Annotated in this window: 17 protein-coding genes and 1 pseudogene; 5 read left to right on the forward strand and 13 right to left on the reverse strand. The window is 62.1% G+C overall.

The window, feature by feature from the left end:
• The first annotated feature begins 10 nt into the window (after window positions 1-10).
• Entirely contained in the window at window positions 11-856 is an 846-nt protein-coding gene (locus ACM6I6_RS06480; RefSeq protein WP_414919624.1) for an ABC transporter permease, read from the forward strand.
• The gene (locus ACM6I6_RS06485) at window positions 853-2,655 is read left to right on the forward strand and encodes a dipeptide ABC transporter ATP-binding protein (RefSeq protein ID WP_414919625.1); all 1,803 of its coding nucleotides are present in this window, start codon (window positions 853-855) and stop codon (window positions 2,653-2,655) included. The genes ACM6I6_RS06480 and ACM6I6_RS06485 overlap by 4 nt, the downstream gene beginning before the upstream one ends.
• 461 nt (window positions 2,656-3,116) lie before the next feature.
• Here ACM6I6_RS06485 and ACM6I6_RS06490 read toward each other — a convergent pair whose 3' ends face one another.
• The 6 genes from ACM6I6_RS06490 to ACM6I6_RS06515 all read right to left on the reverse strand — a co-directional run bounded on the left by ACM6I6_RS06490 (window position 3,117) and on the right by ACM6I6_RS06515 (window position 12,112).
• Window positions 3,117-4,202: an LLM class flavin-dependent oxidoreductase gene (locus tag ACM6I6_RS06490; RefSeq protein ID WP_414919626.1), complete on the reverse strand. Its 1,086-nt coding sequence runs from the start codon at window positions 4,200-4,202 to the stop codon at window positions 3,117-3,119.
• A 40-nt stretch (window positions 4,203-4,242) separates the two neighbouring features.
• Window positions 4,243-6,825: a TonB-dependent receptor plug domain-containing protein gene (locus ACM6I6_RS06495; protein WP_414919627.1), complete on the reverse strand. Its 2,583-nt coding sequence runs from the start codon at window positions 6,823-6,825 to the stop codon at window positions 4,243-4,245.
• 161 nt (window positions 6,826-6,986) lie between these two features.
• A complete protein-coding gene (locus ACM6I6_RS06500; protein ID WP_414919628.1) occupies window positions 6,987-8,573 on the reverse strand; it encodes an ABC transporter substrate-binding protein in 1,587 nt (528 codons plus the stop codon).
• Window positions 8,574-8,577: 4 nt separating this feature from the next.
• Window positions 8,578-9,786 (reverse strand): LLM class flavin-dependent oxidoreductase, encoded by a 1,209-nt coding sequence (locus tag ACM6I6_RS06505; protein WP_274076186.1) that lies wholly within the window; start codon window positions 9,784-9,786, stop codon window positions 8,578-8,580.
• Between the two features lie 15 nt (window positions 9,787-9,801).
• Window positions 9,802-11,025: a lipase family protein gene (locus ACM6I6_RS06510; RefSeq protein ID WP_274076187.1), complete on the reverse strand. Its 1,224-nt coding sequence runs from the start codon at window positions 11,023-11,025 to the stop codon at window positions 9,802-9,804.
• A gap of 10 nt (window positions 11,026-11,035) precedes the next feature.
• Window positions 11,036-12,112, reverse strand: a complete 1,077-nt coding sequence (locus ACM6I6_RS06515) for an ABC transporter substrate-binding protein (RefSeq protein WP_323608506.1) — start codon at window positions 12,110-12,112, stop codon at window positions 11,036-11,038.
• Window positions 12,113-12,419: 307 nt separating this feature from the next.
• Here ACM6I6_RS06515 and ACM6I6_RS06520 point away from each other — a divergent pair, with 307 nt between their 5' ends.
• Window positions 12,420-13,499, forward strand: a complete 1,080-nt coding sequence (locus ACM6I6_RS06520; RefSeq protein ID WP_274076189.1) for a sigma-54 interaction domain-containing protein — start codon at window positions 12,420-12,422, stop codon at window positions 13,497-13,499.
• Window positions 13,500-14,796: 1,297 nt separating this feature from the next.
• Here the strand turns inward: ACM6I6_RS06520 and ACM6I6_RS06525 are convergent.
• From ACM6I6_RS06525 to ACM6I6_RS06540, 4 genes and pseudogenes are all read right to left on the reverse strand, one after another.
• Entirely contained in the window at window positions 14,797-15,627 is an 831-nt protein-coding gene (locus ACM6I6_RS06525) for a methyl-accepting chemotaxis protein (protein ID WP_414919637.1), read from the reverse strand.
• A gap of 24 nt (window positions 15,628-15,651) precedes the next feature.
• A pseudogene (locus tag ACM6I6_RS06530) lies at window positions 15,652-16,923 on the reverse strand (HAMP domain-containing protein); the annotation flags it as partial.
• 132 nt (window positions 16,924-17,055) lie between these two features.
• Window positions 17,056-18,378 carry a hypothetical protein gene (locus ACM6I6_RS06535; RefSeq protein WP_414919629.1) on the reverse strand — a complete coding sequence of 441 codons (1,323 nt, stop codon included), beginning with the start codon at window positions 18,376-18,378 and terminating at the stop codon, window positions 17,056-17,058.
• A gap of 175 nt (window positions 18,379-18,553) precedes the next feature.
• Complete coding sequence (locus ACM6I6_RS06540) at window positions 18,554-19,270, reverse strand: glycosyltransferase family 25 protein (protein ID WP_274076200.1); 717 nt, start codon at window positions 19,268-19,270, stop codon at window positions 18,554-18,556.
• A 257-nt stretch (window positions 19,271-19,527) separates the two neighbouring features.
• On the opposite strand from ACM6I6_RS06540, the gene ACM6I6_RS06545 reads away from it, so the two are divergent.
• Both ACM6I6_RS06545 and ACM6I6_RS06550 read left to right on the forward strand, forming a co-directional pair.
• Window positions 19,528-19,920: a c-type cytochrome gene (locus ACM6I6_RS06545; protein WP_414919630.1), complete on the forward strand. Its 393-nt coding sequence runs from the start codon at window positions 19,528-19,530 to the stop codon at window positions 19,918-19,920.
• 9 nt (window positions 19,921-19,929) lie between these two features.
• On the forward strand, window positions 19,930-21,420 hold the full coding sequence (locus ACM6I6_RS06550; RefSeq protein ID WP_323608510.1) for an aldehyde dehydrogenase family protein: 1,491 nt from the start codon (window positions 19,930-19,932) through the stop codon (window positions 21,418-21,420).
• A gap of 114 nt (window positions 21,421-21,534) precedes the next feature.
• Here the strand turns inward: ACM6I6_RS06550 and ACM6I6_RS06555 are convergent, their stop codons facing one another.
• The 3 genes from ACM6I6_RS06555 to ACM6I6_RS06565 form a co-directional block, all read right to left on the reverse strand.
• A complete protein-coding gene (locus ACM6I6_RS06555; RefSeq protein WP_323608511.1) occupies window positions 21,535-23,916 on the reverse strand; it encodes a DUF3772 domain-containing protein in 2,382 nt (793 codons plus the stop codon).
• A 154-nt stretch (window positions 23,917-24,070) separates the two neighbouring features.
• Window positions 24,071-25,483, reverse strand: coding sequence for a heavy metal sensor histidine kinase (locus tag ACM6I6_RS06560; protein WP_414919631.1), 1,413 nt, complete (start codon window positions 25,481-25,483; stop codon window positions 24,071-24,073).
• Complete coding sequence (locus ACM6I6_RS06565; protein WP_274076205.1) at window positions 25,480-26,151, reverse strand: heavy metal response regulator transcription factor; 672 nt, start codon at window positions 26,149-26,151, stop codon at window positions 25,480-25,482. The genes ACM6I6_RS06560 and ACM6I6_RS06565 overlap by 4 nt, the downstream gene beginning before the upstream one ends.
• Between the last annotated feature and the right edge of the window lie 99 nt (window positions 26,152-26,250).

Below are 26,250 nucleotides of genomic sequence, written 5' to 3' on the forward strand. Positions count from 1 at the left end.
GAGGTGAGGCATGACTGATTCGCGACCTGTGCGCTGGCCGCTGTGGCTGGCGCAACCGCAAACCCGCAAGGGCGCGTTGATTACCCTGGCGGTGGTAGTGCTCGCACTGCTTGGCCCTTTTTTAGCTCCCCACAGCCCAACGGAAATGCTCGGTTCGGTGTACGGCGCCCCCGTGGGCAAAGCGTTGCTGGGCTATGACTTTCTCGGCCATGACGTGTTGTCGCGCTTGCTCAGTGGCGGCGTGTCGGTGCTGTGGATGTCAGTGGCGGCAGCGTCGATCGCGTTGCTGGCGGGTAGCACCCTGGGCCTGTTGGCGGGATTTTCCCGGCGACGCCTGGATCAATTGATCACCTGGCTGGCGGACGTGTCGCTGGCCTTTCCCGACCTGATCCTGGTGCTGTTGATTGTCTCCATGCTGGGGCGTGCGCCTTGGCTGATCGTATTGACCGTGTCCATCGCCTTTACCCCGGGCGTGATTCGTCTGGCCCGGGGCAGCGCGGTGGCGGTGGCGGGGCAGGAGTTCGTCGAGGCCGCGCAGATGATGGGCTATTCAAGGCGGCGGATTCTGTTCAGGGAAATCCTGCCGAACATCCTTACACCGCTGCTGGTGCACTTCGGCAACATGCTGACCTGGGGCGTGGGCATGCTTTCGGGGTTGAGTTTCCTCGGTTACGGCGTCGCGCCACCGACGGCTGATTGGGGGCTGATGATCAACGAGAACCAGGCGGGTTTGCTGGTGCAACCTTGGGCGGTATTGGCCCCGGCGATCCTGATCGGCATCTTCGCCTATGGCACCAATATCCTGGCCGAAGGCATCGGTCGCAGCAGTTCAAGGATCGGAGAGAAACAGCCATGAACGCTATTGCCGGGATCGAATCCCGTCCTCCTGTAGTGACTACGCAGGTGTTGCAGGTTCGCGATTTGCGCGTCGAGTTGCCGGGGCAGATCGACGTACTGTCCGGCGTCACCTTCAATCTTGAGCGCGGAGAAATTATTGGATTGGTCGGGGAGTCCGGTTCCGGCAAGACCACCCTGGCTACCGCCTTGCTGGCCCATGCCCGAAGGGGCGCACGGATCGTCGGCGGGCAGGTCGAAGTGTCCGGTCAATCGCTGCTGACGCTTGCGGGCGAGGATCTGCGTCGGGCTCGGGGCAGCCTGATCGGCTACGTGGCCCAGGACCCGGCAACCGCGCTGAATCCGGCGTTGCGTATCGGCAGTCTGCTGCGTGAAACCCTGGGCGTTCATCAGGTTGAACTCGATCGCGCCGCGCAACAGCAGCGCATCGTCGAGACCTTGCGCGACGTCGGCCTGCCCGATGATGCGCAGTTCCTGCGACGCTTTCCCCATCAACTGTCCGGCGGGCAGCAACAGCGGGTGATGCTGGCGCTGGCCTTCGTACTGCGTCCGGCATTGATCGTCCTCGACGAGCCGACCACTGCGCTGGACGTCACCACCCAGGCTCACATCCTGGCGACGTTGCGCCGGTTGTGTAAAAGCCTGGGCGTGGCGGCGGTGTATGTGTCCCATGACCTGGCGGTGATCAAGGACCTGGTGGACCGAGTGATGGTGATGTATGCCGGGCGTATCGTCGAGGTTGCACAGCGCGACGTGCTGTTCCATCAACCGGCTCATCCCTATACCCGGGGCTTGCTGGCGGCGATTCCCGATGTGTCGCAACGCCGGGACTTGCTGGCGATTGCCGGACATGCACCGGCACCGGGACAGCGGCCGCAAGGATGTGCCTTCGCACCGCGGTGCTCCCGTCGCGTTGCGGCGTGTTCGGTACTCGAGCCGTCATTGCAGGAACTGTCGTTACGGCAGCGGGTGGCCTGCCTGGCCCCGCATCTTCAAGCCCTGCAACGGGTTGCCCCAGCCTCTGTACCGCCAATCGCCGAGGCGGTGGAGTGCCCGCCGCTGTTGGAGGTCAAGGACCTGAACCTGGCCTACGACCGGCAGGTGCTGTTCGATGTGTCGCTGCGGGTGGCTGCCGGCGAGTGCCTGGCGCTGGTGGGCGAGTCCGGGTCGGGCAAGACCAGCCTGGCCCGTGCCGTTGCCGGGCTGGGAGAAAACGCCGAGGGCGAGCTGCGTTACGCGGGCGAGTCGTTGAGCCTGTCGGCGCGGCAGCGCAGAGGGTCGCTACGGCATCAGATCCAGTACATCTTCCAGAATCCATACCGGGCGCTGAATCCGCGGCAAACGGTTTTCCAGACGCTGAGTGCGCCTTTGGAGCATTTCTTCGGTATCAAGGGCGCGTCTGCTCGGCAAAAAGTGCATGCCGTGCTCAAGCGGGTTTCGTTGCCGTCCTCGGTGGCGGACCAGTATCCCCACAGCCTGTCCGGTGGTGAACGCCAGCGCGTGGCGATTGCACGGGCGTTGGTCTGTGAGCCAAAGCTGCTGATCTGCGACGAAATCACCTCGGCACTGGACGTCTCGGTACAGGCATCGATCCTGGCGCTGTTGCGTCAATTGCAGCGGGAAGGGCTGACGCTACTGTTCGTCACCCACGACCTGGGCGTTGTCCGTGCCATTGCCGATCGGGTGTTGGTGTTGAAATTGGGAAGGGTGGTGGAGCAGGGGCGGGTCGATCAGGTCCTGGACCAACCGCAGGCGGCCTATACCCGCACCCTGCTGGAAAACTCCCCGACATTGCGGTGACATGGATTTGCGCGGCCATGTTGAATTTGTGACATGACACGTATCTGTAGGAGCCGGCTTGCCGGCGAAGCGATGGTGGCCGTTATGCCGCCTTCGCTGCGATGCGGCGACCCGACAAGCCAGCTCCTACAGGTTTGCGGCGGTATGTTGATTTTGTGGCGTGACACATCTCTGTAGGAGCCGGCTTGCCGGCGAAGCGATGGTGGCCGTTATGCCGCCTTCGCTGGCAAGCCAGCTCCTACAGGATTTGCGGGGGTACGTTGGGTTTGTGACGTGACACATATCTGTAGGAGCCGGCTTGCTGGCGAAGCGATGGTGGCCGTTATGCCGCCTTCGCTGCGATGCGGCGGCCCGACAAGCCAGCTCCTACAGTATTTGCGGGGTAAGTTGGATTTGTGGCATGCACGCGTTCTGTAGGAGCCGGCTTGCCGGCGATGGCGTTGGTGAAAATTGCGCTGTGCTTATGCCACCTGCGCTTTGCGGCGGCGGGCTTCTTCGCGCACCGCCGGGATGATCCAGCGTCCGTAGTCCACGGTGTCATAGAGCGGGTCATAACCCCGGTTAAGGAAAGTGGTCACGCCCAGGTCGACATAATCGAGCAAGGCCTGGGCCACCGTTTCCGGGGTGCCGACCAGGGCGGTGGTGTCGCCGTAGGCCCCGACGGCGGTGGCGGTGGGCATCCAGAGTGCACGGTCATGACGATCACCCAGGGCTGCGGCGGCAAGCAAACGTTCGGAACCGGTGCCCTTGATACGTTTTTGCCACGGGCTGCCGGCCGCGAATTGCGGATTGGCCTTGATCTGTTCGAGGATCTGTTGCGCCCTTTGCCACGCCAGTTCCTCGGTAGCACCCAGAATCAAGCGTACGGACAGGCTGACTCGCGGCGCCTCGACACCCGCCGCGCTGGCAGCCGCCCGCAGTTTGCCGATCTGCTCGGCCACACCACTCAAGGGTTCACCCCACAAGGCATACAGGTCCGCATGCTTTACCGCGATCTGATAGGCGATGTCCGAAGACCCGCCGAAGGAAATCGGAATGTGCGGCTGCTGCAACGGCTTGACCGGTGAGAAAGCGCCCTTGATGTTGAAATACTCCCCCTCGAAGTCGAACGGTTCTTCAGCCGTCCAGGTGCGCCGGACGATCTCCAGGTATTCGTCAGTACGTTTGTAGCGTTCGGTCTTGTCCAGCAGGAAGTCGCCTTCCTGGGGTTCGGCGGTGATCCCGGTGATGGCATGCAGGCGAATCCGGCCGCCGCCGGTGGTGTGATCCAGTGTCGCGAAAGCCCGCGCGGCAACGGTCGGGGCAGTGAGGGCTGGACGGTGGGCGATCATGAAACCCAGGCGCTCGGTATGAGCGGCGGCATAGGCCGCGATCTGCAGACTGTCGGCGCTGCCCGGGCCGCTGGCGATCAGCACCCGGTCGAAGCCGGCCTGTTCATGGGCACGGGCGTGGTGGCGGATAAACCCCAGATCGAAATCCGGGCTGCGCACGCCCCGGGTCTCGGACCACTGGCGAGGGAAAATCATGCCGACAAATTCAATGGACATTGGAACACTCCTGAGGGCGGAAGGCGGGCTGGCCGCGGGCTTAGAACTGGTAATCCACCTGGGCCAGCAAGGTGCGGCCAGGCATGGGTTGCAAAAACGTATTGGTGGAACCGGCCAGGCCGCTGACGAAGTTCAGCTCGTTGGTCAGGTTGAGCACGCGCAGGGTGGTGCTCCACTGCGGCTGGCGGTAATACACGGCAAGGTCGAGGTTGTATTCGTCGGGGATCTTCACGGTCTTGCTCAGGTTCAGGTACCAGCTGCTGGTCCACCAGCCGGAAAGCTCCGCGCCAAAACCTGAGTCGAAGCGATAGTCGACATACCCGCTGGCGGTGTACTCGGGAATCTGCACCGCGTCGAAGCGCCCGGACGGCCGCTGGTTGAGGCTGTTGTTGTCGCCGAACACCGTGCCGTTGTCGGGTATGAACCCCGCCGAGGCAAAACCGGCCTGGGAGGCAAATTCGTTGTAGGCGGTGAGTTTGGAAAGGTTCAGTGCCGTGCGCAGGTGATCATCGGGCTGGTAGCGAATGGTCGACTCCACGCCCTTGATCACCAGTCGGGCAATGTTGTTGTTGCTGTCGGGTGACTGATCCCGTTCCTGCTTGAACGCTGCCAGGGTCATGAACAGTTCGTTGGGCACGGCTTCGACTTTCAACCCCACTTCGTGCAGCACGCTGAGGCTTTCGAACGCCAGCGGGTTGAGCAGGTTGGCGCCAGCACCACTGCCCCAGCCCAGGCCGTTGGAGAAGAACCCGGTGTTGACCGCCAGCGAGCGATCGAAGGTGTAGTACAGCGTGCTGTTTTCGGTCGGCTTTACGTATGGGCTGACCTGAAAGGCGAACAGCCGGTAGTTGTCACTGTCCTTGCGTGGGTTGCCGCCGGCGAGCACGAACGGGTTTTCGATTTCGGCATCGATCCAGCTGCGGCTGGCGCCGATGTTCAGGCCGACGCGCTCACCCAATCGCAGGTTGTGCTGGGTGAACAACGTCCGCGTGGACCAGGTACTTTCAGCGGTGTAAGGCGCGACGGATTCGGCATAGAGCCCGTGACCGGCCGGGTACATCGGGGGCAGATTCAGCCAACCATAGAAGTTGGAGAATTGCGACACGCCGGGCTGGCCAATCCAGCCGGCATTGCCACCGGCGGGATTGGAACCGGTCAGCCCCAGCAGATCCCCCGGATTTTTGCCCGAAGGGTCCTGCGTCAGGTCATAGGCGTTGATGGTCGAGCCGAAACTGTTGTTGGCGGCGATCGACTGGTTGAACTCGCGGCGGTAGATCAGCCCGGTATTGCTGTCATCACGCAGGGTCAAGCCGCCCAACTGCACTTCGTTGCGCGAGCGGAACTCGAAGCGGTTATCGAAAATATTGTCCTTGGACTGCACCTGGAAAGAACCGACGGCGTCGGTCATGTCCCGTGAGCGTTGGTAAAACGTGTTGTTGGCCAGGGTGATGGTGGGGGTCAGATCGGCTTCTACCCGCAGTTGCGTGGTGAAGCGCCGGGAGGTGTTTTCATCCTCGTCGCGCTGGCCGGTTTGGGACGACAGCGAGGTCAGGCCGTTGCCCGCCAGCGACGGGTCGTAAACCCAGCCTCGCAGGCTGCCGGGGTTGCTTTGGGTGTTTGGGGAAGCTGACTGAAAACTGCCATCGACCACGCTGTATTGGCCCTGGGCGTTACGTTGGCGTTGGACCCAGCCCAGGGTCGGCGCATCAGCCGCACCGGAAGCGAGTACCGGCGACCACAGGGTGTTGCCGTTCTGGATGATCGGCGTGGCCCGTCCGGCGTAATACTTGCCGTGGTCGACCAACGCCTGGTTGGCGCGGTTCCAGCCGTGGGTGATGTTGTAGTCGTAGTAGTCGTCGTAACTGGCATTCCAGTCGACGCGCACGTTGTCATTGCGCCAGGCGAGGGCGCCGTAGAAGGCGTCGAAGTTGTTGTCGACGTTGTCGTAGTAATCCTCCTGGCGCTGCTTGGTAATGCTGATCCGGTAGGCGAGATTGTCACTCAGCGGGCCGGTGTTATCGACGCTGAATTTGCTCGAGTCACGGGATTCGCCGTCGGGTACCCAGGTGCCCAACTCACCGCTGAGCCGGGTCTTGAACTCGCTGAAATTGGGTTTCTTGCTCAGGTAATTGACGTAGCCGCCACTGCCGGACACCGAGCCATAGGTGACGGATGACGGACCGGCGACGATGTCGGCGCCTTCATAGGCGTTGAAGTTGGCCGGGTGGCGCACACCGTACGCGCGCTGGCCGTCCTGGAAGACTTCAGAGCCCTGGGCGCGAAATTGCGGCGCGATCCCGGCGTTCTGGCCGCCACCACGGGTGATGCCCGGCGCGTATTTGACCAGGTCGTCGGCGCTGCGGATCGGGTCGTTGGCCAGTTGCTCGGCATTGACCTGAGTGATCGAGCGCGGGGTGTCGAGCACCTTGGTTTCGATTCCGCCGTAGATCGAAGACTCCGGCCGGGTGGGCAGGGCGTCATCGTCGGAATCGCTGGCGCTGGCCTGGACAGTGACGGTTTGCAGTTGGGTGTCGGCGGCGAAGGTTGGTAGCGAAAATGTCGACACCACCGCCATAGCCAGGGCGGAGCGTTTTACAGGCAAACGAAAGGCGATAGAGGGCATGACGAATGAGCCTCGCAACAAAAAAAATGGGTATGGCGATGTCCCTGACACCCGGCAAAACCCCGTGGGAGCTGGCCTGCCGGCGATGACGTCGTAACGTTCACCGCCACCATCGCCGGAACGCCGCCCGCAGCAGGGCGGCTCCCACAGGTCGCGGTGTGTCAGGCCGTGTCTTTCAACCAGAGCTTTTCAAAGCGCCAGGTGCTGAACAGCGACTCCTCGGCCGCCGCGCCGCCTACGCGGTTGGCCACGCTATCGAGCAGATCGGCGTAACCCCAGATCAACAGGCCGCCGCGCTCGTACTGGATTTGCTGCACCTGATGCACCAGGGCCCTGCGTTTTTCCAGGTCGGGTTGGGCCATGGCCGCCAGGAACAGCTCACTGAACTGCGGGTCGTGGAAGTGGGTCTTGTTCGACACGGCAAATGGCGCGTCGGTATGGATCGCACTGGCCAGGAACGGTGCGCCGATGCTGCCGCCGGTACTCAAGGTCCAGTCGTTGCGCTGCGGGCCCTGGAAAGTGGCCAGGTCGACCTGCTTGACCTTGAGGGTCACGCCAATGCGCTTGGCCTGTTCCGCCAGCACCAGCGCTGACGTCAGTCCCGGACCGGGTGTCGTCACCAGTTCCAGTTCAAGGTTTTCATGCCCGGCTTCCTTGAGCAGTTGCGCCGCCCGTTGCGGGTCGTGGGCACGCGGTCCAAGGCCATGGTTGAACGTCGGATCGCTCGGCGCATACAGGTCGTTGGCGACCCGGCCCTGACCATTGAGCGCCCGGCGCACCAGTTCCTCCCGATCAGCCAACAGACGAAACGCCTCGCGTACCCGTGGATCGTTGAACGGTGGTTTGTCGAGGTTCATGTCGAACGACAGCCAGTTGCCGGTCACCGATTTGAGCACCCTCAGCCGAGGATCGCGCTGCAGCACTTCCAGCTGTTCGGTGGGCATCACGTTGGCCATGTCGATCTGTCCGGAACGCAGGGCGGCCAGGCGCGAGACCTGATCCTTGAAGTCGATGATCTCCAGCTCGTCGGCGTAGGGTTTGCCGTCCTTGTAGTAGTTCTCGAACCGCGTGAACAACGAACGCTGGCCGGGGGTGAAGCTTTTCAGTTTGTAGGGGCCGGCGCCCACCGGGTTGCTGACCGGGTGATAGTCCACCGGCACGATGCCGCCAAAATTGACCCAGGTTTCCGCCAACGGCATGTAGCTGCGGCCTTCGCGAAAGTTCAGGCGTACGGTGCGCGAATCGAGCTTGACCAGGTTGTCGCGGTCCACCCAGTGCAGCAGCGCGGCATAGGGCGATGCCAGTTGCGGGTCGGTCAGGCGGCGGATGGAGAAGATCAGGTCATCGGCGTCGATGGTCTTGCCATGGTGAAATTCCAGGTCTGGACGCAGGCGAAGCGTCCAGCTGCTGGCATCGGCATTCGGCTCGGCGAATTCGGCCAGGGCCAGGCGCGGTTGCATCTGCTCGTCCCATTCCCACAGCTTGCTGTAGAGAGCAAAGCCGCGAACGATGCCGCTGCCGATGGGTTTGTGGGCGTCGAGGTTGCCGCTCTGGTTACCGTCGAGAATGCCCAGGCGCAGACGTCCGCCATATCGCGGTTGATCGTCGCCAATGGCGCTGGCGATCGGCTTTTCGCTACTCGGGCCGCAACCGGCGAGCAGGCCGCCACCGAGCAGCAAGCCACCGCCCAGCAGCGCACTGTGGCCGAGAAAATCCCGGCGGCTGAATGATGAGTGATCGTCGCTCATGGCATCAGGCTCCGGCCGGGCCGTTGGCGGAGCGCAACTCCAGCGGCGCTTCTGACGGTCGACTCAATTGCACGCGTTCACTGCGAAAGTGCGGCAGGATGTGCTCGCCCAGGCGATAGGCTTCCTCCAGATGGGGGTAGCCGGCGAGGAAGAACAGATCGATGCCGATGGCGTTGTACTCGCGAATCCGCGCCACGACATTTTCGTAGCTGCCCACCAGCGCGCAGCCTGGTGGAATGCCGATGTAGCCGAAACCGGTCCAGACGTTGGGGTGGATGAAAAAGTCGTCGAAGCCTTGGGTCTCGGCTTTTTGCGCGAATTCATTTTCGTAGCTGAGTTTGCGCGCGGTGCGCAGCCCGGCATGGGCAGCCACAGCCTTGACCGCGCCCCTGGCGATGCCTTCATCGAAGAAGCGCTTGGCCTCGGTGCGGGCCAGTTCCTCGGTCTCGCGGGTAATGACATCGATCGACAAACCAAAACGAATGTCGGTGCGCCCATACTTCAACGCACGCGCGCGTATATCGGCAATCAGCGCGGCAATTTCGTCCGGGTGCTCAGCGCGCATCAGGTAGAAGTCGGCGTGCCTGGCCGCGAACTCCCGGGCCGGGATCGATGAGCCCGCCGTGCAGATCAGTGGCAGCTCGGCCTTTTTCAACGGCCCGCGCAAACCACCGCCTTCGGCTTTGTAGAACTTGCCCTCGTAGTGGAAGTTCTCGTTGTGCCAATAACCCTTGACCACGTCCATGAACTCGATGGCCCGTTCATAGCGCTCATCGTGATCGCTGAAGTCGCCGACCTGGCGCTGAATCGCGTCCGAGCCGCCGTTGATGATGTTCCAGACCAACCGGTTGCCGGTGGCGCGCTGATAAGTCGCGGCTTGCTGCACCGCCACCCACGGCGTGTAGTGATAGGGCTGGAACGCCGTGACGAATTTCAGCGTTCGGGTTTCCCGTGCCAGCAACGAGCAGACCGTCCACGGCTCTTCGCCGGAGGGGGCGTTGACCATCAGCGCGCCACCGAAGCCGTTGATTTCCGCGGCTTTGGCGATCTGTCCCAGGTAATCGATGTAAGTGAAGTGGTCACCGACGCTGAAGGCCGAGACAGCGCCGGTGCTCGGGCCGCCACGGTGCCAGTCGCCACGGTTGCGCGGGTCGCCGGGGAGGAACTGGGTTTCGCCATGCAGGGGCAGGCGGGTGAAGAATTCAATGCTCATGTCGAGGGCTCCGTCTCACTGCACGCTGGGATTGCAGATCGGGGTGATCGGCTGGTCGTTGATGACCTTGTGGGCGAACGGCACTGAGTCCTTGAGGGAGGCGTTGACGGTTTCGCTGTGGCCCAACCCTTTGTAGAGATGGCCCTCAACCACCGAGCCGGTCTTGCAGGCGTCCTGCATCAGCGCGACCTGGGTCGAGGCGGCCGGGGTCTTGTCTTCGGCACCGGTGCCGATGAATATCGGTTGGGCCAGTTTCAATGTCGGGTAGGACACCTGCTTCTGCCACGCCGCGAGCTGGTCGCCCTGGTAGTCTTTTTTCGCATTGGCCGGTGTCAGGCCGACGCCCACCACATCGCTGACCAGCGCCGCCAGGCAACTGGTGCGGGCCTGCTCGAACAGTGGCAAGGCCTTGTCGGTGTAGAAGTCCTTGGGGTTGATACTCGGGTCATACTGCTGGGCTGCCAGCAAGGTGTAGAAGCCGTAGGCGAGTGACGCGTCGACCTTGTTGACGTCCTGTTCACCGACGTTTTTCGCACCCACGGTGTAGATCACGCCGGTGCCGATGCTGCCTTTGACGCCGAGGTCGGGCGCATAAGTCGGCGCGTAGGCGGCGGAGGCGAACGCGCCCGCGCCTCCTTGGGACTGCCCGACGATCAGCACTTTGTTGGCCAGCCCCGGAACTCCGGCGACCACGGCTTTGGCCGCATCGAGGATGCCGTAGGCCGCCATGCGATTGTTCAGCAACGGATGGCCACCGGGAACGCCAAGGCCCTGATAGTCGGTGGCGACAATGGCATAACCTTCGTCCAGCCAGCGGCTGAGGTATTGCACGTCACGATAGGAGCGACCTTGCCAGGACGGCGCGCAAACATCCGCTACACCGACGGTGCCATGGCCCCAACTGGCCACCGGCCAACCACCGGCCGGCGCCTTGCCCTTGGGCAGGAACAGCGTGCCCGAGACCACGATCGGGGTCTTGTTGTCGATGCCGTCGGTGGAGCTGTAGAGAATCCGCTGGGCGCTGGCGGCGTTGGGCAGGCTAAGGGTCTTGTCCAACGGCTCGCTGCGCAGCAGTTTGCCCGGTGTGGTCGGGATCACGTCTTGCCAGGTGTAGAACGCCGAGACTCGGCCGTCGCCTTGCAGCGGATCGGGTTTGGGTGCATGCACGCCGGCGGCCATGGCGTTCAAGGACAGCGCCAGGACGCTCAGCCCGAAGACGAATTTTTGCGGCAGTTTCATCTGGATTTCCCTATTCATGGAGGGTGCTGACCTGGCCACGCAGGGCCGGCCAGTAGTCGGTGAGCTTCAGATCGATCAGCGCCTGGTTGGTGAAACCGGTGGCCAGCGATGGGGTGATGTCGTAGTTGTCGCGGATAAGGTGATTAGCCAGGGCGTAGGCTGTCAGCGCCTGGTAGTGGGCCTTGAGTTGCTGGTCGCTTTTGGGCGCCCAACGATCTTTCCAGGCCACGGGATCGTTCTGGTCGTCGCGGCGCAACACGCTTTCAGCGGTGCCGGCGCGGGAGGAGAGTTGGTAGTACGCGTCCTGATTCTGCTCCTGGGAGATCCACCAGGCAGCCTTGACCCAGGCAGTGGCCAGCAATTGAGTCAGGTCCGGGTGTTGCTGGACAAAAAGGTCGGTGCCCCACAGGTCGGAGACCAGGCGCCAGTCGTTGGCGCCTTGTTTGGTCGACCAGATGATCTTGCCTACGCCTTTGTCTTCCAGGGCATAGGCTTCGCTGAGCAGCACCGCCGCGTCGACTTTACCGGCGGACACGGCTGCCGCGCCGACCTGCGGGTTGAGGTTGGCGATCTTGAAATCATCGAGCTTGAGGCTTTTGCTTGCGAGGAAGTTACTGAAGGCAAATTCCCAGGGGCGACCGCGGTGCAGGGCCACGCGCTTGCCCTTGAGGTCTTCGATGCTCTTGGCCTCGGAGCCTGCCGGTACCACCAGGTAGATGTTGTTACCGCTACCACCGGGCACGATCAGCTTGCCCGGCACACCACCCGCACCGGCGATGACGGAAGGCAGGTCGCCGCGCACGGCAAAGTCGATGCTGTTGTTGCTGAAGCCTTCGTTGATCTGCGGACCGGCGCCGGCGTGGGGCAGGGCGATCCACTCCAGCTTGATGTCGCGCTGGCTCAGTTGTTGTTCAAGCCAGCCGTCCTCGATCACTCGCCCGGCGATCCCGCCAAATACCGGTTTGCCACCTTGGGTGTAGGCGACAATGGCGATCTTCACCGCGGTCGGAGCCTGTTCGGCCAGTGCGATGGCACTGAGCAGTAAGCCGGTCAATGCGACCAGGCCGTTGCGCCAGAAACTTTTCATTGAAATCTCCCTGTGTGGCTATTTGGCAAACACGCCCAGGGAGAGAGCAGATTGCATGCCACTGCGCGCAAAAACGTCTGCAGGCCTTGCGCGGCGGGGCTTTCGAGGAAGTGAGCGAGCGTGGTAAGCCAGGCTGGGTGCTGATCTGTCAGCAGGGTGATGCTTGCCCATTGCTGCTCCAGCAACAGGGCAGGAACAGTTCAATGGCTTATTCGTATTGGGAATATATAAATACTAATTAATAATTTTTTAGTCTATATATCTTCGTGCACTATTGAGCTCGCGCTTTTACTGCCAGGAATGCACCATGTCGCTGATCACACATCCAAACGCCCGCGAATTGACCAAATCGGTGCGGGCCACCGTTCTGGTGTTCAAGGACCCGCGCTCACAGGAGTTGCTCAGTAGAATCGAGCGCCTGGCGCCCAGCGAAGCCAATACGTTGATCATCGGCGAAACCGGTACCGGCAAGGAGCTGGTCGCCCGCCACATCCACCACTTGAGCCGCCGCGGGCGTGAGCCCTTTGTGGCGGTCAATTGCGGTGCGTTTGCCGAAACCCTGGTGGAAAGCGAGTTGTTCGGGCATGAGAAAGGCGCATTCACGGGTGCCACGACCACCAAGGCCGGTTGGTTCGAGGCGGCCAATGGCGGCACGCTGTTTCTCGATGAAATCGGCGATCTGCCACTGAACATGCAGGTCAAGCTGCTGCGGGTATTGCAGGAGCGAGAGGTGGTGCGCCTGGGTTCGCGTACGCCGATTCCGATCAACGTACGACTGGTCGCCGCGACCAACGTCAACCTTGCCGATGCAGTCGTTGCCGGGCATTTTCGCGAGGACCTGTTCTACCGTCTGCACGTCGCCACGATTCGCCTGCCGCCCTTGCGCGAACGGCCGGGCGACATCCTGCCACTGGCCGAGTTTTTCCTTGAGGAGCACTGCCAGCGCCTGGGTTACAACCGCGCCTCATTGAGTGTCGAGGCGGAGCGAAAACTGCTGGAACACAGTTGGCCGGGCAACATCCGCGAACTGGAAAACTCCATTCACCACGCTTTGCTGGTGTGCCGTAACCAGCGAGTCGCACCGGGGGACTTGCACCTGGTGGACATGCGCTCCTCAGGCATCCGCCATGAACAGGAGCAAACGGTTCAAACGAGTCATGCCATTGCCGGCCCGGTGGACCTGGAAACGGCGCTCAACGCGCTGTTCGAGCAGAACATTCCAGACCTCTACGAGCACATCGAGGAGACCATCTTTCGTGCGGCCTACCGTTTCTGCCATGGCAACCAATTGCAGACCGGACGACTGCTGAACATCAGCCGCAATATCGTGAGGGCTCGACTGGAAAAGATCGGAGAACTGAACAAGCCACTGTCGGTGGAGGAGTAATGTCGCAGCGACTCGCCGCTGCCCCCTGGGGGAGCGGGCTTGCCCGCGAAAGCGGAGTGTCAGTCGACATCGATGTTGAATGTGCCGGCCCCTTCGCGAGCAAGCCCGCTCCCACACTCGATCTCCAGTGAGCACAAAGACTGTGTTCGCCGAGGATCAAATGTGGGAGCGGGCTTACCCGCGAAAGCGGTGTGTCAGTCGACATTGATGTTGAATGTGCCGTCCCCTTCGCGAGCAAGCCCGCTCCCACACTCGATCTCCAGTGAACACAAAGACTGTGTTCGCCGAGGATCAAATGTGGGAGCGGGCTTGCCCGCGATGGCGGAGTGTCAGTCGCCAGGGATGTTGGAAGTAATGGCCTCATCGCCAGCAGGCTGGCTCCCACAGGGGGATCTTCAGTGAACACGGGATTTGTGTGTGGCAAAGATCAAAGTGTGGGAGTGAGCCTGCTCGCGATGGCGGAGTGTCAGTCGCCAGGGATGTTGGATTTGATGGCCTCATCGCCAGCAAGCCCGCTCCCACAGGGGATCTTCAGTGAACACGGGATTTGTGTGTGGCAAAGATCAAAGTGTGGGAGTGAGCCTGCTCGCGATGGCGGAGTGTCAGTCGCCAGGGATGTTGGATTTGATGGCCTCTTCGCGAGCAAGCCCGCTCCCACAGGGGGATCTTCAGTGAACACGGGATTTGTGTGTGGCAAAGATCAAAGTGTGGGAGTGAGCCTGCTCGCGATGGCGGAGTGTCAGTCGCCAGGGATGTTGGAAGTAATGGCCTCATCGCCAGCAGGCTGGCTCCCACAGGGGATCTTCAGTGAACACGGGATTTGTGTGTGGCAAAGATCAAAGTGTGGGAGTGAGCCTGCTCGCGATGGCGAGTGTCAGTCGCCAGGGATGTTGGATTTGATGGCCTCTTCGCGAGCAAGCCCGCTCCCACAGGGGATCTTCAGTGAACACGGGATTTGTGTGTGGCAAAGATCAAAGTGTGGGAGTGAGCCTGCTCGCGATGGCGGAGTGTCAGTTGTCATGGATGTTGGATTTGATGGCCCCTTCGCCAGCAAGCCCGCTCCCACAGGGGATCTTCGGTGAACTCGGGATTTGTGTGTGGCAAAGATCAAAGTGTGGGAGCGGGCTTGCTCGCGATGGCGGAGTGTCAGTTGTCATGGATGCTGGATTGATGGCCTCTTCGCGAGCAAGCCCGCTCCCACAGGGGATCTTCAGTGAACACAAGATATGTGTATGGCGAAGATCCCATTGTGGGAGCGGGCTTGCTCGCGAAGACGGTAGATCAGGCAACAGCTATCTCAGATCCGAAAACTCCCCACCAACTGATTCAACCTTCCCGCCTGCTGCTCCAGCTCCGTACAAGCCCGCAACGTCGCCTGCAGGTTCTCCACCCCTTGCTGGTTCAGCGTGTTGATCTGGGTGATGTCGACGTTCAAGGCCTCGACCACGGCGGTCTGTTCTTCGGTGGCGGCGGCGACGGACTGGTTGACGTTGTCGATCTCGCCGATGCGTTGGGTCACGCTGCTCAAGCGGGTGCCGGCGAGGTTGGCGATGGTGACGCTTTCTTCGCTGTGCTGCTGGCTTTCGGTCATGGTGGTGACCGAGTCGCGGGCGCCCACTTGCAGCTCCTCGATCATTTGCTGGATCTCCAGTGCCGAGGTTTGGGTGCGGCCAGCGAGGCTGCGCACTTCGTCGGCAACCACGGCAAAGCCACGGCCCGCTTCACCGGCACGTGCCGCTTCGATGGCGGCGTTGAGTGCCAGCAGGTTGGTCTGCTGGGAGATGCCCTTGATCACTTCGAGGATCTGCCCGATGTTCACGGTCTTGTCGTTGAGCACTTCGATGTTGCTGCACGACGCGCTGATCTTGCCGGACAGTTCGTTCATCACTTCTATCGTGCGCTGCACCACCTGGCGACCGTCTTCGGCTTGTTGTCGGGCGGAAGAAGCCTGCTGTGAGGCATCGGAGGCGTTATGCGCGATCTCCTGGGCAGCGGCGCCCAACTGGTTGATGGCGGCGGCGACGCTGTTGGTGCGGCTCGATTGATCGTCGAAATTGCTCAGGGACGAATTGGAGGCGTCCAGCACGCGGCGGGCACCTTCGTTGACGCCATGGGCCGCCGACGACACTTCGCGGATCGACTGGTGAATGCGCTCGACAAAACGGTTGAACGCCGTGGCCAACTGGCCGATTTCATCCCGCGATTGCACTTGCAGGCGCCGGGTCAGGTCGCCTTCGCCGAGGGAGATATCTTCCATGACCCGGGTCAGCACTTTTAGCGGCCGGGTGATGCGCTGTGCCGTGTAGCCCATCAGCAGCAGGCCGAGCAGGGCCGAGCCGCCACCGAGCAGCAGTTCCAGCGCAGTGCTTTGCATGCTTTTGGCATCGAGTTGTTTTTGCAGGGTGGTGACCGGTGCCAGCAATACGTCTTGTGGTACACCCACCAGCACACCCCAGGGCGCGGCACCGGCAATCGGCGGCAGCGGTTCGAGGACCTTGATCTGCTGCGGGTCGACAAACACCTTCGGCCGACCCTGGCGCAAGGCGTCCATCACCTGGGCGTTGTCCATCGGTTGGCCGAGGCGACTGATGTCCTGGCTGTTGGCGGAGATCACGCCACGGGGACTGACGATACTGATCTGGCCATGGCCGTCGAACAGCTGCAGCGCGCTGGCTTGGCTGTTCTTTTGCAACGCGGCGAGGTTGATGTCGAGGCCGACCACGGCGATGACTTTGCCGTTCTCCAGCAGCGGGAAGGCGACGCTGGTCACCAGCTTGCGACTGCCCGATGCCTCGTCGAAGTAGGGCTCCAGCACGCAGGCCTGGCGGGTGTCGCGGGCGCAGGTGTAGAAGGCGTTGTAGGGTGCGCCGCTGGGGCCCGGCTCGGTGTTGGCCAGCAGGCCTTCATCGCCGATCACCGCTTGCAGTTCGCCGGGGTTGCCCTGCACCCAGTACTGGGAGAAGCGTCCGGTTTCGTTGCTGCCCAGGTCCGGCTTGTCGGCGAAACCGGCATCGGCGCCGTCCAGCGCGTCGGGTTCGAAAATGACGTAAAGCCCGAGCAGGTCGGGCTTGTCGATCAGGGCTTGATGAAGCTGGGTACTCAGCGCCTGGCGCAGTTGTTGGCGGGTCAGGTTGCCCTGGTGCTGGAGTTGCCTCAGGTACAACAGGTACCGCGATAATCCCTGGCCGTATTCGTGGGTCTGCATGAAGGTGCGTTGCACTTGCATGGCCTGCACTTTGCCCAGGGCCTGCATGTGTTCCTTGGCCGCGTCGGCGAGCATGTCGCTGCTGGCCCGGGCCACTTGCTGGCTGCTTTGGTGCGTCTGGTAGAGCGACAGGCCCATCAGCAAGCCCACCACCAACACCAGGCAGAGGCCGGCGAGCAGGGTGATCTTGCTCTGTATCGTGAGAAATCTTTTGTGCATTGGAAACACCTTTTTCCCTGGAATGCATTGGCGCTGCCATCACGAACCTGTAGGAGCTGCCGCAGGCTGCGATCTTTTGACTTTCAAGATCAAAAGATCGCAGCCTGCGGCAGCTCCTACAGGGGCTCGAGATTAGAAAGTAGTGGCGAATATCAGCTGGCTGTAGAGGTTCTTGTCGTTGTTGCCCAACTGCGTGCCGCCCTGGTCGGCGCTCTTGTCCGGCTGGAACAGGCCCACCAGCGGCATCACCGTGAGGTGGTCGTTGAGGTGCCATTCGGCGTACAGGTCGACTTCGTGGCCATCGGTGTTGCCCAGGTCGCGGTCGATGGTGTCGAAGTTGAAGTACATCGCGCCGACGGTCAGGTTCTCCAACGGCGAGACGGTGAACTTGAGTTGCTGGATGCGCGAGTTGCTGTTGAACGGGCCGGCATAGTTGCCCGCCACTTCACCCTGGAACCAGGTGCCGAAGCCGCGGCTGAAACCGTAGAACAGTGTGTCGTAGCCTTCCGAGAAACGGCTGTAGCGGTAGCCGGCATAGGGCGTCCAGGGTGCTTCGGAAAAGGTCCAGCCAGCTTCCAGGTACCAGGCATCCTCGGTGGCCGTGTGGGGTTTGTCCTGCTTGGCGTATTCGCCGGAGAGGAACAGGTCCTTGACCCCGGCGTTGCCGGTGGCGCGCAGGCTGTAGGTCTTCATGCCGTCGCGCTCGAGTTGCGCGGGGGAGGCGTACTGCTCGTCGACGTCCGTGGTGTCGATGTAGGTCAGGCCGACAGTACCGGCCTCGGACACGTGTTCCAGGGTGCCGACGTACATTTCGGTCATGGCCTGGGCGCGATTGTTGGATTTGAGCCACATCAGGTCACTGCGCCAGCCTTCCTTGCCGCCGATACGCAGCACTGCGGTTTCATCGAAGGCCTTGCGCGCGGCCAGCCAGTAGGCGCCACCGCGATTGAACTCGCCGTCGGCCAGGCCTTTGCCCAGGTTCAGCGCATCGCCGTTGATCAGGAAACCGTCGCCGACCATGATGTTCTGGCGGCCGAACGACAGGTCGATACCGTCAGCGCCCAGCACCGGGAACAGGTCGCTCGAGCGCCAGCCGAGGTAGGCGTCTTCGAACTTGCTGGTGCGTTCCGAGCCGTCGGTGAAGCCGGCGGCATCACCGTCGCCCCAGGTGCCGGAGCTGAGCATGTTCGCCGCGCCGTACGCCGTGCCGACCCCCGCCAGGCCCTGGTCGAAGCTCAGGCCGTACTTGATGTAGCCCTCGCGCCACGACGACGAACCTTCGTCGAGTCGACCCGACAGGGCGTAGTTTTCCTGGCTGTGGAAAACGCCGAAAACCGCTTCCAGGGTGGCGTTCAGGTGACTGTCGTCAGTGGCGTAGAGTTCGTAGGCGCTCGCTTGGCCAGCACTGATCATCAGCGCCAGGGTCGAGAGGCGAAGCAAGGGGGACTTGGGCATGGTGTGGCATCCGTTCTTGTTCTTGAGCGCAGGTTTGCGTCCCGCCAGATACTAATGCCGGGATTTTTTGCGCCTTGTTGCCTCGGTGCCAAAGAGTTGGTTGTGCTTGCCAGATTGCAGGGCGGCGTGACAGTGCACAGGTCCGTGCACTGCTCGGGAAGGGGCGTTTTTCGATCTAGCGAATTCGTCTCAGGTTCCTGGCCTTCAACTTGCGGAGCATGCCCATGACATCCCGCAGCACAGGAGTCCTGTCGAAGAGCGACAGTGCATGCAGGTCGGTGCGCGAGGGTCTTTGATAGCCAAGATTCCAGGTGAAGTAGTAGGCCTGCACGTCTTTGTTCGAATGAATGAGCGTATTGAGGGCCGCGTCATAGTGCATCGGACCGCCGTCCGGATGCCCCGGCGGGCGCTCGAGGATCTGCAGCAGAAAGTCCCTCAGCCTGACAATGCATTTGCCGTTTACCGCATAGAAATGCGACAGGTGTATGGGTTGGTCGACCGCTTTCCAGGAGGGCGAGCTAGAGTCGCCTTCAAAAGGATGGCCGAAGTAGGCGATGTCCCACTCCATGCCTTGCAGGGACTCGATGGCCTGTTTGCCATACTCGCCAATGCGCCTGGAAAACTGAATGTCATCCTCCAGGATCAGGATGTTGCTTACGTTCAGGCGGATCGCCTCTTCCAGAATGCCCAAGTGACTCATGAAGCAGCCCCGGGCGCCGATGCTCGGGAAGCCATCGTCCTCACTGGGCGTCACCGCCTGGAAAAAGCTGACTTTTTCATGATCGAAGGGAAAACCGTTGCGCGCGAATTCTTCCACCGTTTCTACACGGCGATCCTTTCTCGACGAAATATTGATGATTCTGGCTCGATCAAAATAGTCGGTCACATTCATCCAGCAATTCCTCAGCGCAGGTGATCAGGGCGGCTGGGTTGCAGTATAGGCAGAACTTTGAATGTCGCTTTGCCATCACCCGTCGTGCCCATGCAGCAGTTTGGCAGAACCGCCAACACAACTGGCACGCAGGGCAAAACCTGCGAATCGCGCAGCACCGACAATCCCTCTCAACCTGCCGAAGCCCCGTCGCCTCGGCACTTTCTGTGTTGACGTTCGCCGGCTGGCGAACGCGTGGATTTTCAAGGTCGTTTCCCATGTTCGCCACCCTGCGTTTGCCCCTCGTTGGTTTGTTGACCTTCACCCTGGCCCAGGCCGCCCTGGCGGCCGATTGCGCACCGGTCAAGAGTCGTGGCGCCGAACTGTTCGCCAATGAATGCGGGGTCTGCCATGCGGTGAGCAAAGGCACGACCGGCATGATGGGGCCGAACCTGGCGGGTGTGATCGGGCGCAAGTCCGGCTCGGTGGAAGGCTTCAACTACTCGCAGGCCATGCGCAACAAGAACATCAACTGGCAAGCCGAGAACATCGCGCAACTCATCACCCAACCCCAGGCCTATGTGCCTGGCACCTACATGCCCTACATGGGCATGGCTTCGGCAGATGATCGCCAGGCGGTCGTGTGCTTCCTCAAAGAACAACAGAACTGAAGGTGATTCATGAGCAACGTTGAAATCCTGCCGCAGGTTGCTGCATTCCTCGATCGCCAGCACGGCTGCTTCATCGATGGCCAGTGGGTGTTTGCCGAAGGCCCGAGCATTGCCGTGGTCAACCCGGCCACCGGGCAAACCCTGTGCGAAACCCTCGACGCGCCCCTGGAAATCGTCGAGCGCGCCGTGCAGTCGTCGCACCAGGCCTTCAAGTCCGGCGTGTGGTCGGGCCTGCGTCCGGCGGACCGTGAGCGCATCCTGCTGAACTTCACCCGCCTGGTCGAGGAGCATGCCGAAGAGCTCGCGCAACTGGAAACCCTGAGCCAGGGCAAGTCGATCAACATGGCCCGCGCGCTGGACCTGAACGCCACGGTGGAGTTCATGCGCTACATGTCCGGCTGGGCGACGAAGATCGAAGGGCAGACCTTCGATGTGTCGATCCCGCTGCCGCCGGGCGCCAAATTCACCGCGTTCACCAAGCGTGAGCCGGTGGGCGTCGTGGTCGGCATCGTGCCGTGGAACTTCCCGCTGCTGATCGCCGCCTGGAAACTGATGCCGGCGCTGGCCACCGGTTGCACGGTGATCATCAAGCCGGCGATGGAAACCCCGTTGACCGCCATGCGCCTGGCCGAACTGGCCCTGGAAGCGGGCATTCCGGCGGGCGTGTTCAACGTGGTGACCGGCGGCGGGGCCTCGGTCGGCGGCGTACTGACCGCGCACCCGCTGGTGAGCAAGGTGTCGTTCACCGGCTCGACCGCCGTGGGCAAGAGCGTCGGTGTGGCGTGCATGGAAAACATGACGCGCTTCTCCCTGGAGCTGGGCGGCAAGAACCCGATGATCGTGCTCGCCGATGCCGACATCGAAAAAGCCGTGCAGGGCGCGATCCTCGGCGGCCTGCTGAACAATGGCCAGGTGTGCGCAGCGGCCTCGCGCTTCTACGTGCATCGTTCGATCCACGACCAGTTTGTCGAAGCACTCGCGGCGGCGGTCTCGGCGATGCCGATTGGCGCAGGCATGAACGGCGAAGCGGCGATCAACCCGTTGGTGTCGCGCAAGCAGCAGCAAAGCGTGCTCAAGCACATCGAGCTGGCCCGCCAGGAAGGTGCGCGGGTGGTGGCGGGCGGCGAGTTGCTGGAAGGCGAGGGCTTCTTCGTCCAGCCGACCATTCTCGCCGACATCGACCACAGCATGGCCGTGGCGCGCGAAGAGGTATTCGGTCCGGTGCTGGGGGTGATGCCGTTCGACGATGAAGACGCGGTCATCGCGCTGGCCAACGACAACCGTTACGGGCTGGCCGCCAGCCTGTGGACCAACGACCTGGGCAAGGCCATGAACCTGGTGCCGCGCATCGAAGCCGGTACGGTGTGGGTCAACGCCCACGTGCTGCTCGACCCGGCGATGCCGTTCGGTGGCGTCAAGCAATCGGGCATGGGACGCGAGTTCGGTCGTGCGGTGATCGAGGCCTACACCGAGCTTAAATCGGTGTGTATCGCCCACTGATGAACCTGTAGGAGCTGTGTAGGAGCTGACGAGTGAAACGAGGCTGCGATCTTTTGATTGTAAAAAAGCAAGATCAAAAGATCGCAGCCTGCGGCAGCTCCTACATAAGCCGCGTTACGCCGTTGGCGGTTTCGCCAGTTCTATCCCGGCGGCGCCCAGCCGCTTGAGAATCTCAAACAGCAGCTCGCTCTTGATCGAAACCACCATGCGTGGGCTGCTGACATAACCGGTGACGGTCAGGGTAATGCCTTCAGGCTTGAGCTGGCTGAAGCGCACCACCGGTGCCGGCTTCTCCAGGATGGTCTCGTGCTCGCGGAAGGTGTCCAACAGCAGGTTGCGCACCTGCTCGGGGTCGATGTCCAGCGGGAACATCAGTTCGAGTGACGCCACCCCCTGGGCGCTGCCGCCGAGGGTGACGTTGCGCAGGTTCTGCGAGATCAATTGCGAGTTCGGCACGATCACGATCGAGCGGTCGGCCAGCTGTATTTCGGTGGCCCGCACGTTGATCCGGCGGATGTCGCCTTCGACCCCGCTGATGCTGATCAGGTCGCCGACTTTCACCGGGCGCTCGGTCAACAGGATGATGCCGGAAACGAAGTTCTTGACGATCTCCTGCAAGCCGAAGCCGATGCCCACCGAGAGGGCGCTGACGATCCAGGCCAGGTTGGTCCACTTGACCCCCAGCGACGACAGCATCAGCAGCAGCACCAGGGCATAGCCGATGTTGGAAAATAGCGTGCTGAGCGAGGCACACATGCCCGGGTCCATTTCGGTTTTCGGCAGGAATTCGTTGTCCAGCCAGCGCCGCAGCGAACGAATCAGGTAGACGCCGATGATCACGGCGAGCAAGGCATGCAACAGGTTGGCCGGGACGATGTTCAGTCTGCGCAAGCCGTCGCCACCGAGGATGGCGAGGATGTTGGTGGCCAGTTGTTCGAGGGTCGACCCGATACCACCCACCACCAGGGTGATCAGCGCGATCAGCAACAACGAGGCGCGGCCGGCACCGGAGAGGATGATCGAAATCTGTTCCAGCCGCGTATCGCCAATGCCCAATAGCTGTTTCAAGGACTTGCCGGTGGAGGTGCGGGGGGAAAACAGGTGTTCGCAGCCGTCTTTGACCAGCTGGGTCAGCAAATAAAAGCCGGCGAAGATGATGTAGAACCACACCAGTTCGTAAGTGATGAAGCGCGACAGCGATACGTAGCCGGCGAGCAAGGCCAGGAGTGAAATCACGATCGCAATGCTGGCGAACGAATAGATCAGCCCGGCGAAGGTCCGGCCAGCCTCGGGGGCGACCCCCGCCATGACCATGTCCCGGCGGGTTTTGCTGACGCGAAACAGCAGCATCGCGATCATGACCGAGACGATCAGGGCGACCGCGCCCCGGACCGAGATCACCAGCTCCGCGCTCATGCTGGTGGCGTTGGTCATCTGCGCCAGCGATACCAGCAACAGCAGTGTCCAGGCCAGCCGTGCCGGGTAGGGCTCCATCGCCAGGGCGAGCGGATCGGCAAAGTTTGGCAGGCGCCATGAGGGGTGCTGCGTGGACAGCAGTGCGCGACTCAGGCCGAGGATCAGCACGCAGGTATAGACGATCTTTTCGAAGTCCTGGGAAAACCCCGTCAGCTGTGGCGTCAGCGGCAGTTCGCGGGTGAAGGCAAAAAACAGCAGGCGCAAGGCTATCCAGGCCGTCAGCACCGTGGCGATGACCGAGGCCAGGGCCAGGGCGCTACGCCGCAGGCGACCTTCCGGCATGCGATGGATGCACAACCAGGTCAGCCCGCGTTCGGCCAGCCGCCGTCCCACGACCCAAAGCAGCACGGCCATCGCGATCAACAGGCTGGTCAGCAGGCGCGCGCCCGGTTGCCAGGTGGCGTCCAGGGTGTCCTTGATCTGGTGCAGGAAGGCGCTGAATTTTTCCCGGTCATGCTCTGGCGGATTGAGCAGGGGGGCCCAGAACCAGGGGTTGAGTACGCTCCTGGTCCGCTGGGTCATTTCGGTTTCCAGCAGGCTGCGGCGGATGGCGGCAATCTGGGTCAGCAGTTCGGCGGCGCTGGCCTTGAGCGCTACCAGGGTTTTCAGTTTGGCGTCGACCCGGGATTTCTGTTCGGTCAGGGTGATTCTCTGGAGGGCGATATCGGACTTCTCGGGCGCGGCATCCGCCACTGGCGGCGGGCCCAGCACGCCCAATTGCGCCTGCAACTGGTCCTGCTCGGGCAACAGCAGTGCCGAGAGGCGATCGACCTCCTTGACGAGCGCCTGCACCAGATCCTGCGGGCTTTCCAGCTGGCTGTAGTTGATGGCCTGTGACACTTGCTGCTTGTAGCTGCCGAGTTGGCCCTGCAGCGCCTCCAGATCGCTGTCGGAAACGCTGGCGGAAGCGGGTGGCTGGGCGTTTGTGGGGATATCGGGCATGGGCGCCGCCGATAGCCATCCGGCGCTCGGCCCGAACAGTAAAGCGATGAGAATCACGAAGCTCAAGGCATTGCGCATCGGCGTGCTCGACTGGTTATGTGTCACTCCAACCTATGAGGTTAGGTCATGACTCAACGTTATCGAGGCTTTTTTGGTCGCAAGGGCAACGGCAAGATCAAAAGATCGCAGCCTTCGGCAGCTCCTACAGGGGATCGCATTCGATTTCCTGGCGTTATTCACCCGCTCGCCGGGCCGGAAAGAACAACTCGAAACACGTCACACCATCAGCACTCGTGACGCTGCACTGGCCGTTGTGCAACTGCATGATCGTCGCCACGATCGACAACCCCAGGCCGTTGGATTGCGCCGAGCGCTCGCGGGATTCGTCGACGCGGTAAAAGCGTTCGAACAGCCGGGGCAGGTGTTCGGCGGGGATCGTCTGGCCCTGGTTGCGCACCTGCAGGCGGATGCCATCGGCAGTGGGCGTGGCGCAGATGAATAGCTCGGAGTCCGGCGCGCCGTACTTGATGGCATTGGCGCACAGGTTGGCCAGGGCGCGGCGCAACAGCATCGGCTCGGCCCAGATCACACCGCTGCCCTGGGCGTTGATGTTGATTCCGACATCCGCCGCGAGCCCTTCGAAATAGTCGGCCATGCGTTCCATTTCATCCAGGGCGCCCAGTTCCTGGCGTTGGCGCAGGGCACTGGCCGGGTCGGTGCGGGCCAGGAACAGCATGTTGTCGAGCATGCGCGCCAGGCGCTCAAGTTCCTCGACATTGGAGGCGAGCAACTGTTGATAGTGCTCGATGCTGCGGTCTTGCTGCAGGGCGACCTGGGTTTCACCGAGCAGGTTATTGATCGGCGTGCGCAGCTCATGGGCCATGTCGGTGGACACCTGGCCCAGTTGCACGAAACCTCTGCCGAGGCGGTCGAGCATGGCATTGAAGGCCTCGATCATCGGTAGCAACTCCAGCGGCGCGCCCTGGCTGTCCAGGCGTTCGCCGAGGTTACCGACGCCGATGCCTTGGGCATGCCGGGCCACGCGCCGCACCGGCAACAGCCCGCGCTGCACCAGCACGTAGCCGGAAAGTGCCAGCAGAATCGCCGCCACGCTGGCGAACAGGTAGACGTTGAGCCGGTAACTGGCGAGCACCGCCGTGCGTTCAGTCATCAGGCGCCCGGTCACCACTTCCAGCGTGCCCTGGTCACCGGAGGCGATGGTCGCCGCCAGTGCGGAAAAAGGTACGCCATTAACGTTGGGCAAGTGTTGCACGTCGCCGAGGCCCAGTGGGTGGTCCATGGCCATGGGGGTCAATACGGGCATGTCCAGATTGCCCGGATTCACCTGCAGCAACGGCGGTTGCCCGGGCGCGCCGATACTCAACAGGGCTTCGCGGTTGCCGAGCATGTTCTGGAACAGCGCGGGTTTGCTGCGGATCAGCTCCAGGGTGTTGCTGTCGTTGAGGAACGTGCGCAGTTGATCGATGCGGGTGATCAGCGCCGCGTCATCACGGCGGACCAATTCGCGCTCCAGGTCACGGTACAACGCCACGCCCAGGGACGTCAGTGAAACAAACGCCAGGAACGCGAACACCAGCGCCAGGCGCAGCGTCAGGGAGTGGCGCAGATGCGACAGGCTGTTCATGGCTGCGTGTCGAAGCGATAGCCGATACCGCGCACACTGTGGATCAACTTCAGCTGGAAGGGATCGTCGATCTTCAGCCGCAAGCGCCGCACGGCGACGTCCACCACGTTGGTATCGCTGTCGAAATTCATGTCCCAGACCCGTGAGGCGATCATCGAGCGTGACAGCACTTCACCCAGGTGCGTGGCGAACAGGTGCAGCAGGGCGAATTCCTTGTTGGTCAGCGTAATGCGCGTGCCGGCGCGGGTAACGCGGCGCTTGAGCACGTCGATCGCCAGGTCCTCGATGTGCAACTGTTCTTCTTCGCGGGTGGGGCCGCGGCGGGTCAGGGTACGCAGGCGGGCCACCAGTTCGGCGAAGGAAAACGGCTTGATCAGGTAATCGTCGGCGCCCAGTTCCAGGCCCTTGATGCGATCGGCGATGTCATCGCGGGCGGTGAGGAACAGCACCGGGGTATCGGCTTCCTTGCGCAGGCGCCGCAGGACTTCCCAGCCGTCCATTTTCGGCATCATCACGTCCAGCACGATCACATCGAAATCATGTTCCAGGGCCAGGTGCAAGCCATCGACGCCGTCGCGGGCCAGGCTCACCGTGTAACCGAGTTCCTGCAAGCCGTTGAGCAGGTAATTGCCGGCCTTGGGTTCATCTTCGACGACGAGAATGTTCATGGGCTTCTGCCTGGTTCGGGGTCAGCAGGATTGCGCGCCGCGCAGGCGGGCGACTGCGGCATGCCGCTGCCGCCAGTGTAGCCCGGTCATCCGCCGGTA

The sequence above is a fragment of the Pseudomonas sp. IT-P218 genome, from assembly GCF_949767605.1.
In the GTDB taxonomy this organism is placed as follows: Bacteria; Pseudomonadota; Gammaproteobacteria; order Pseudomonadales; family Pseudomonadaceae; genus Aquipseudomonas; species Aquipseudomonas putida_AE.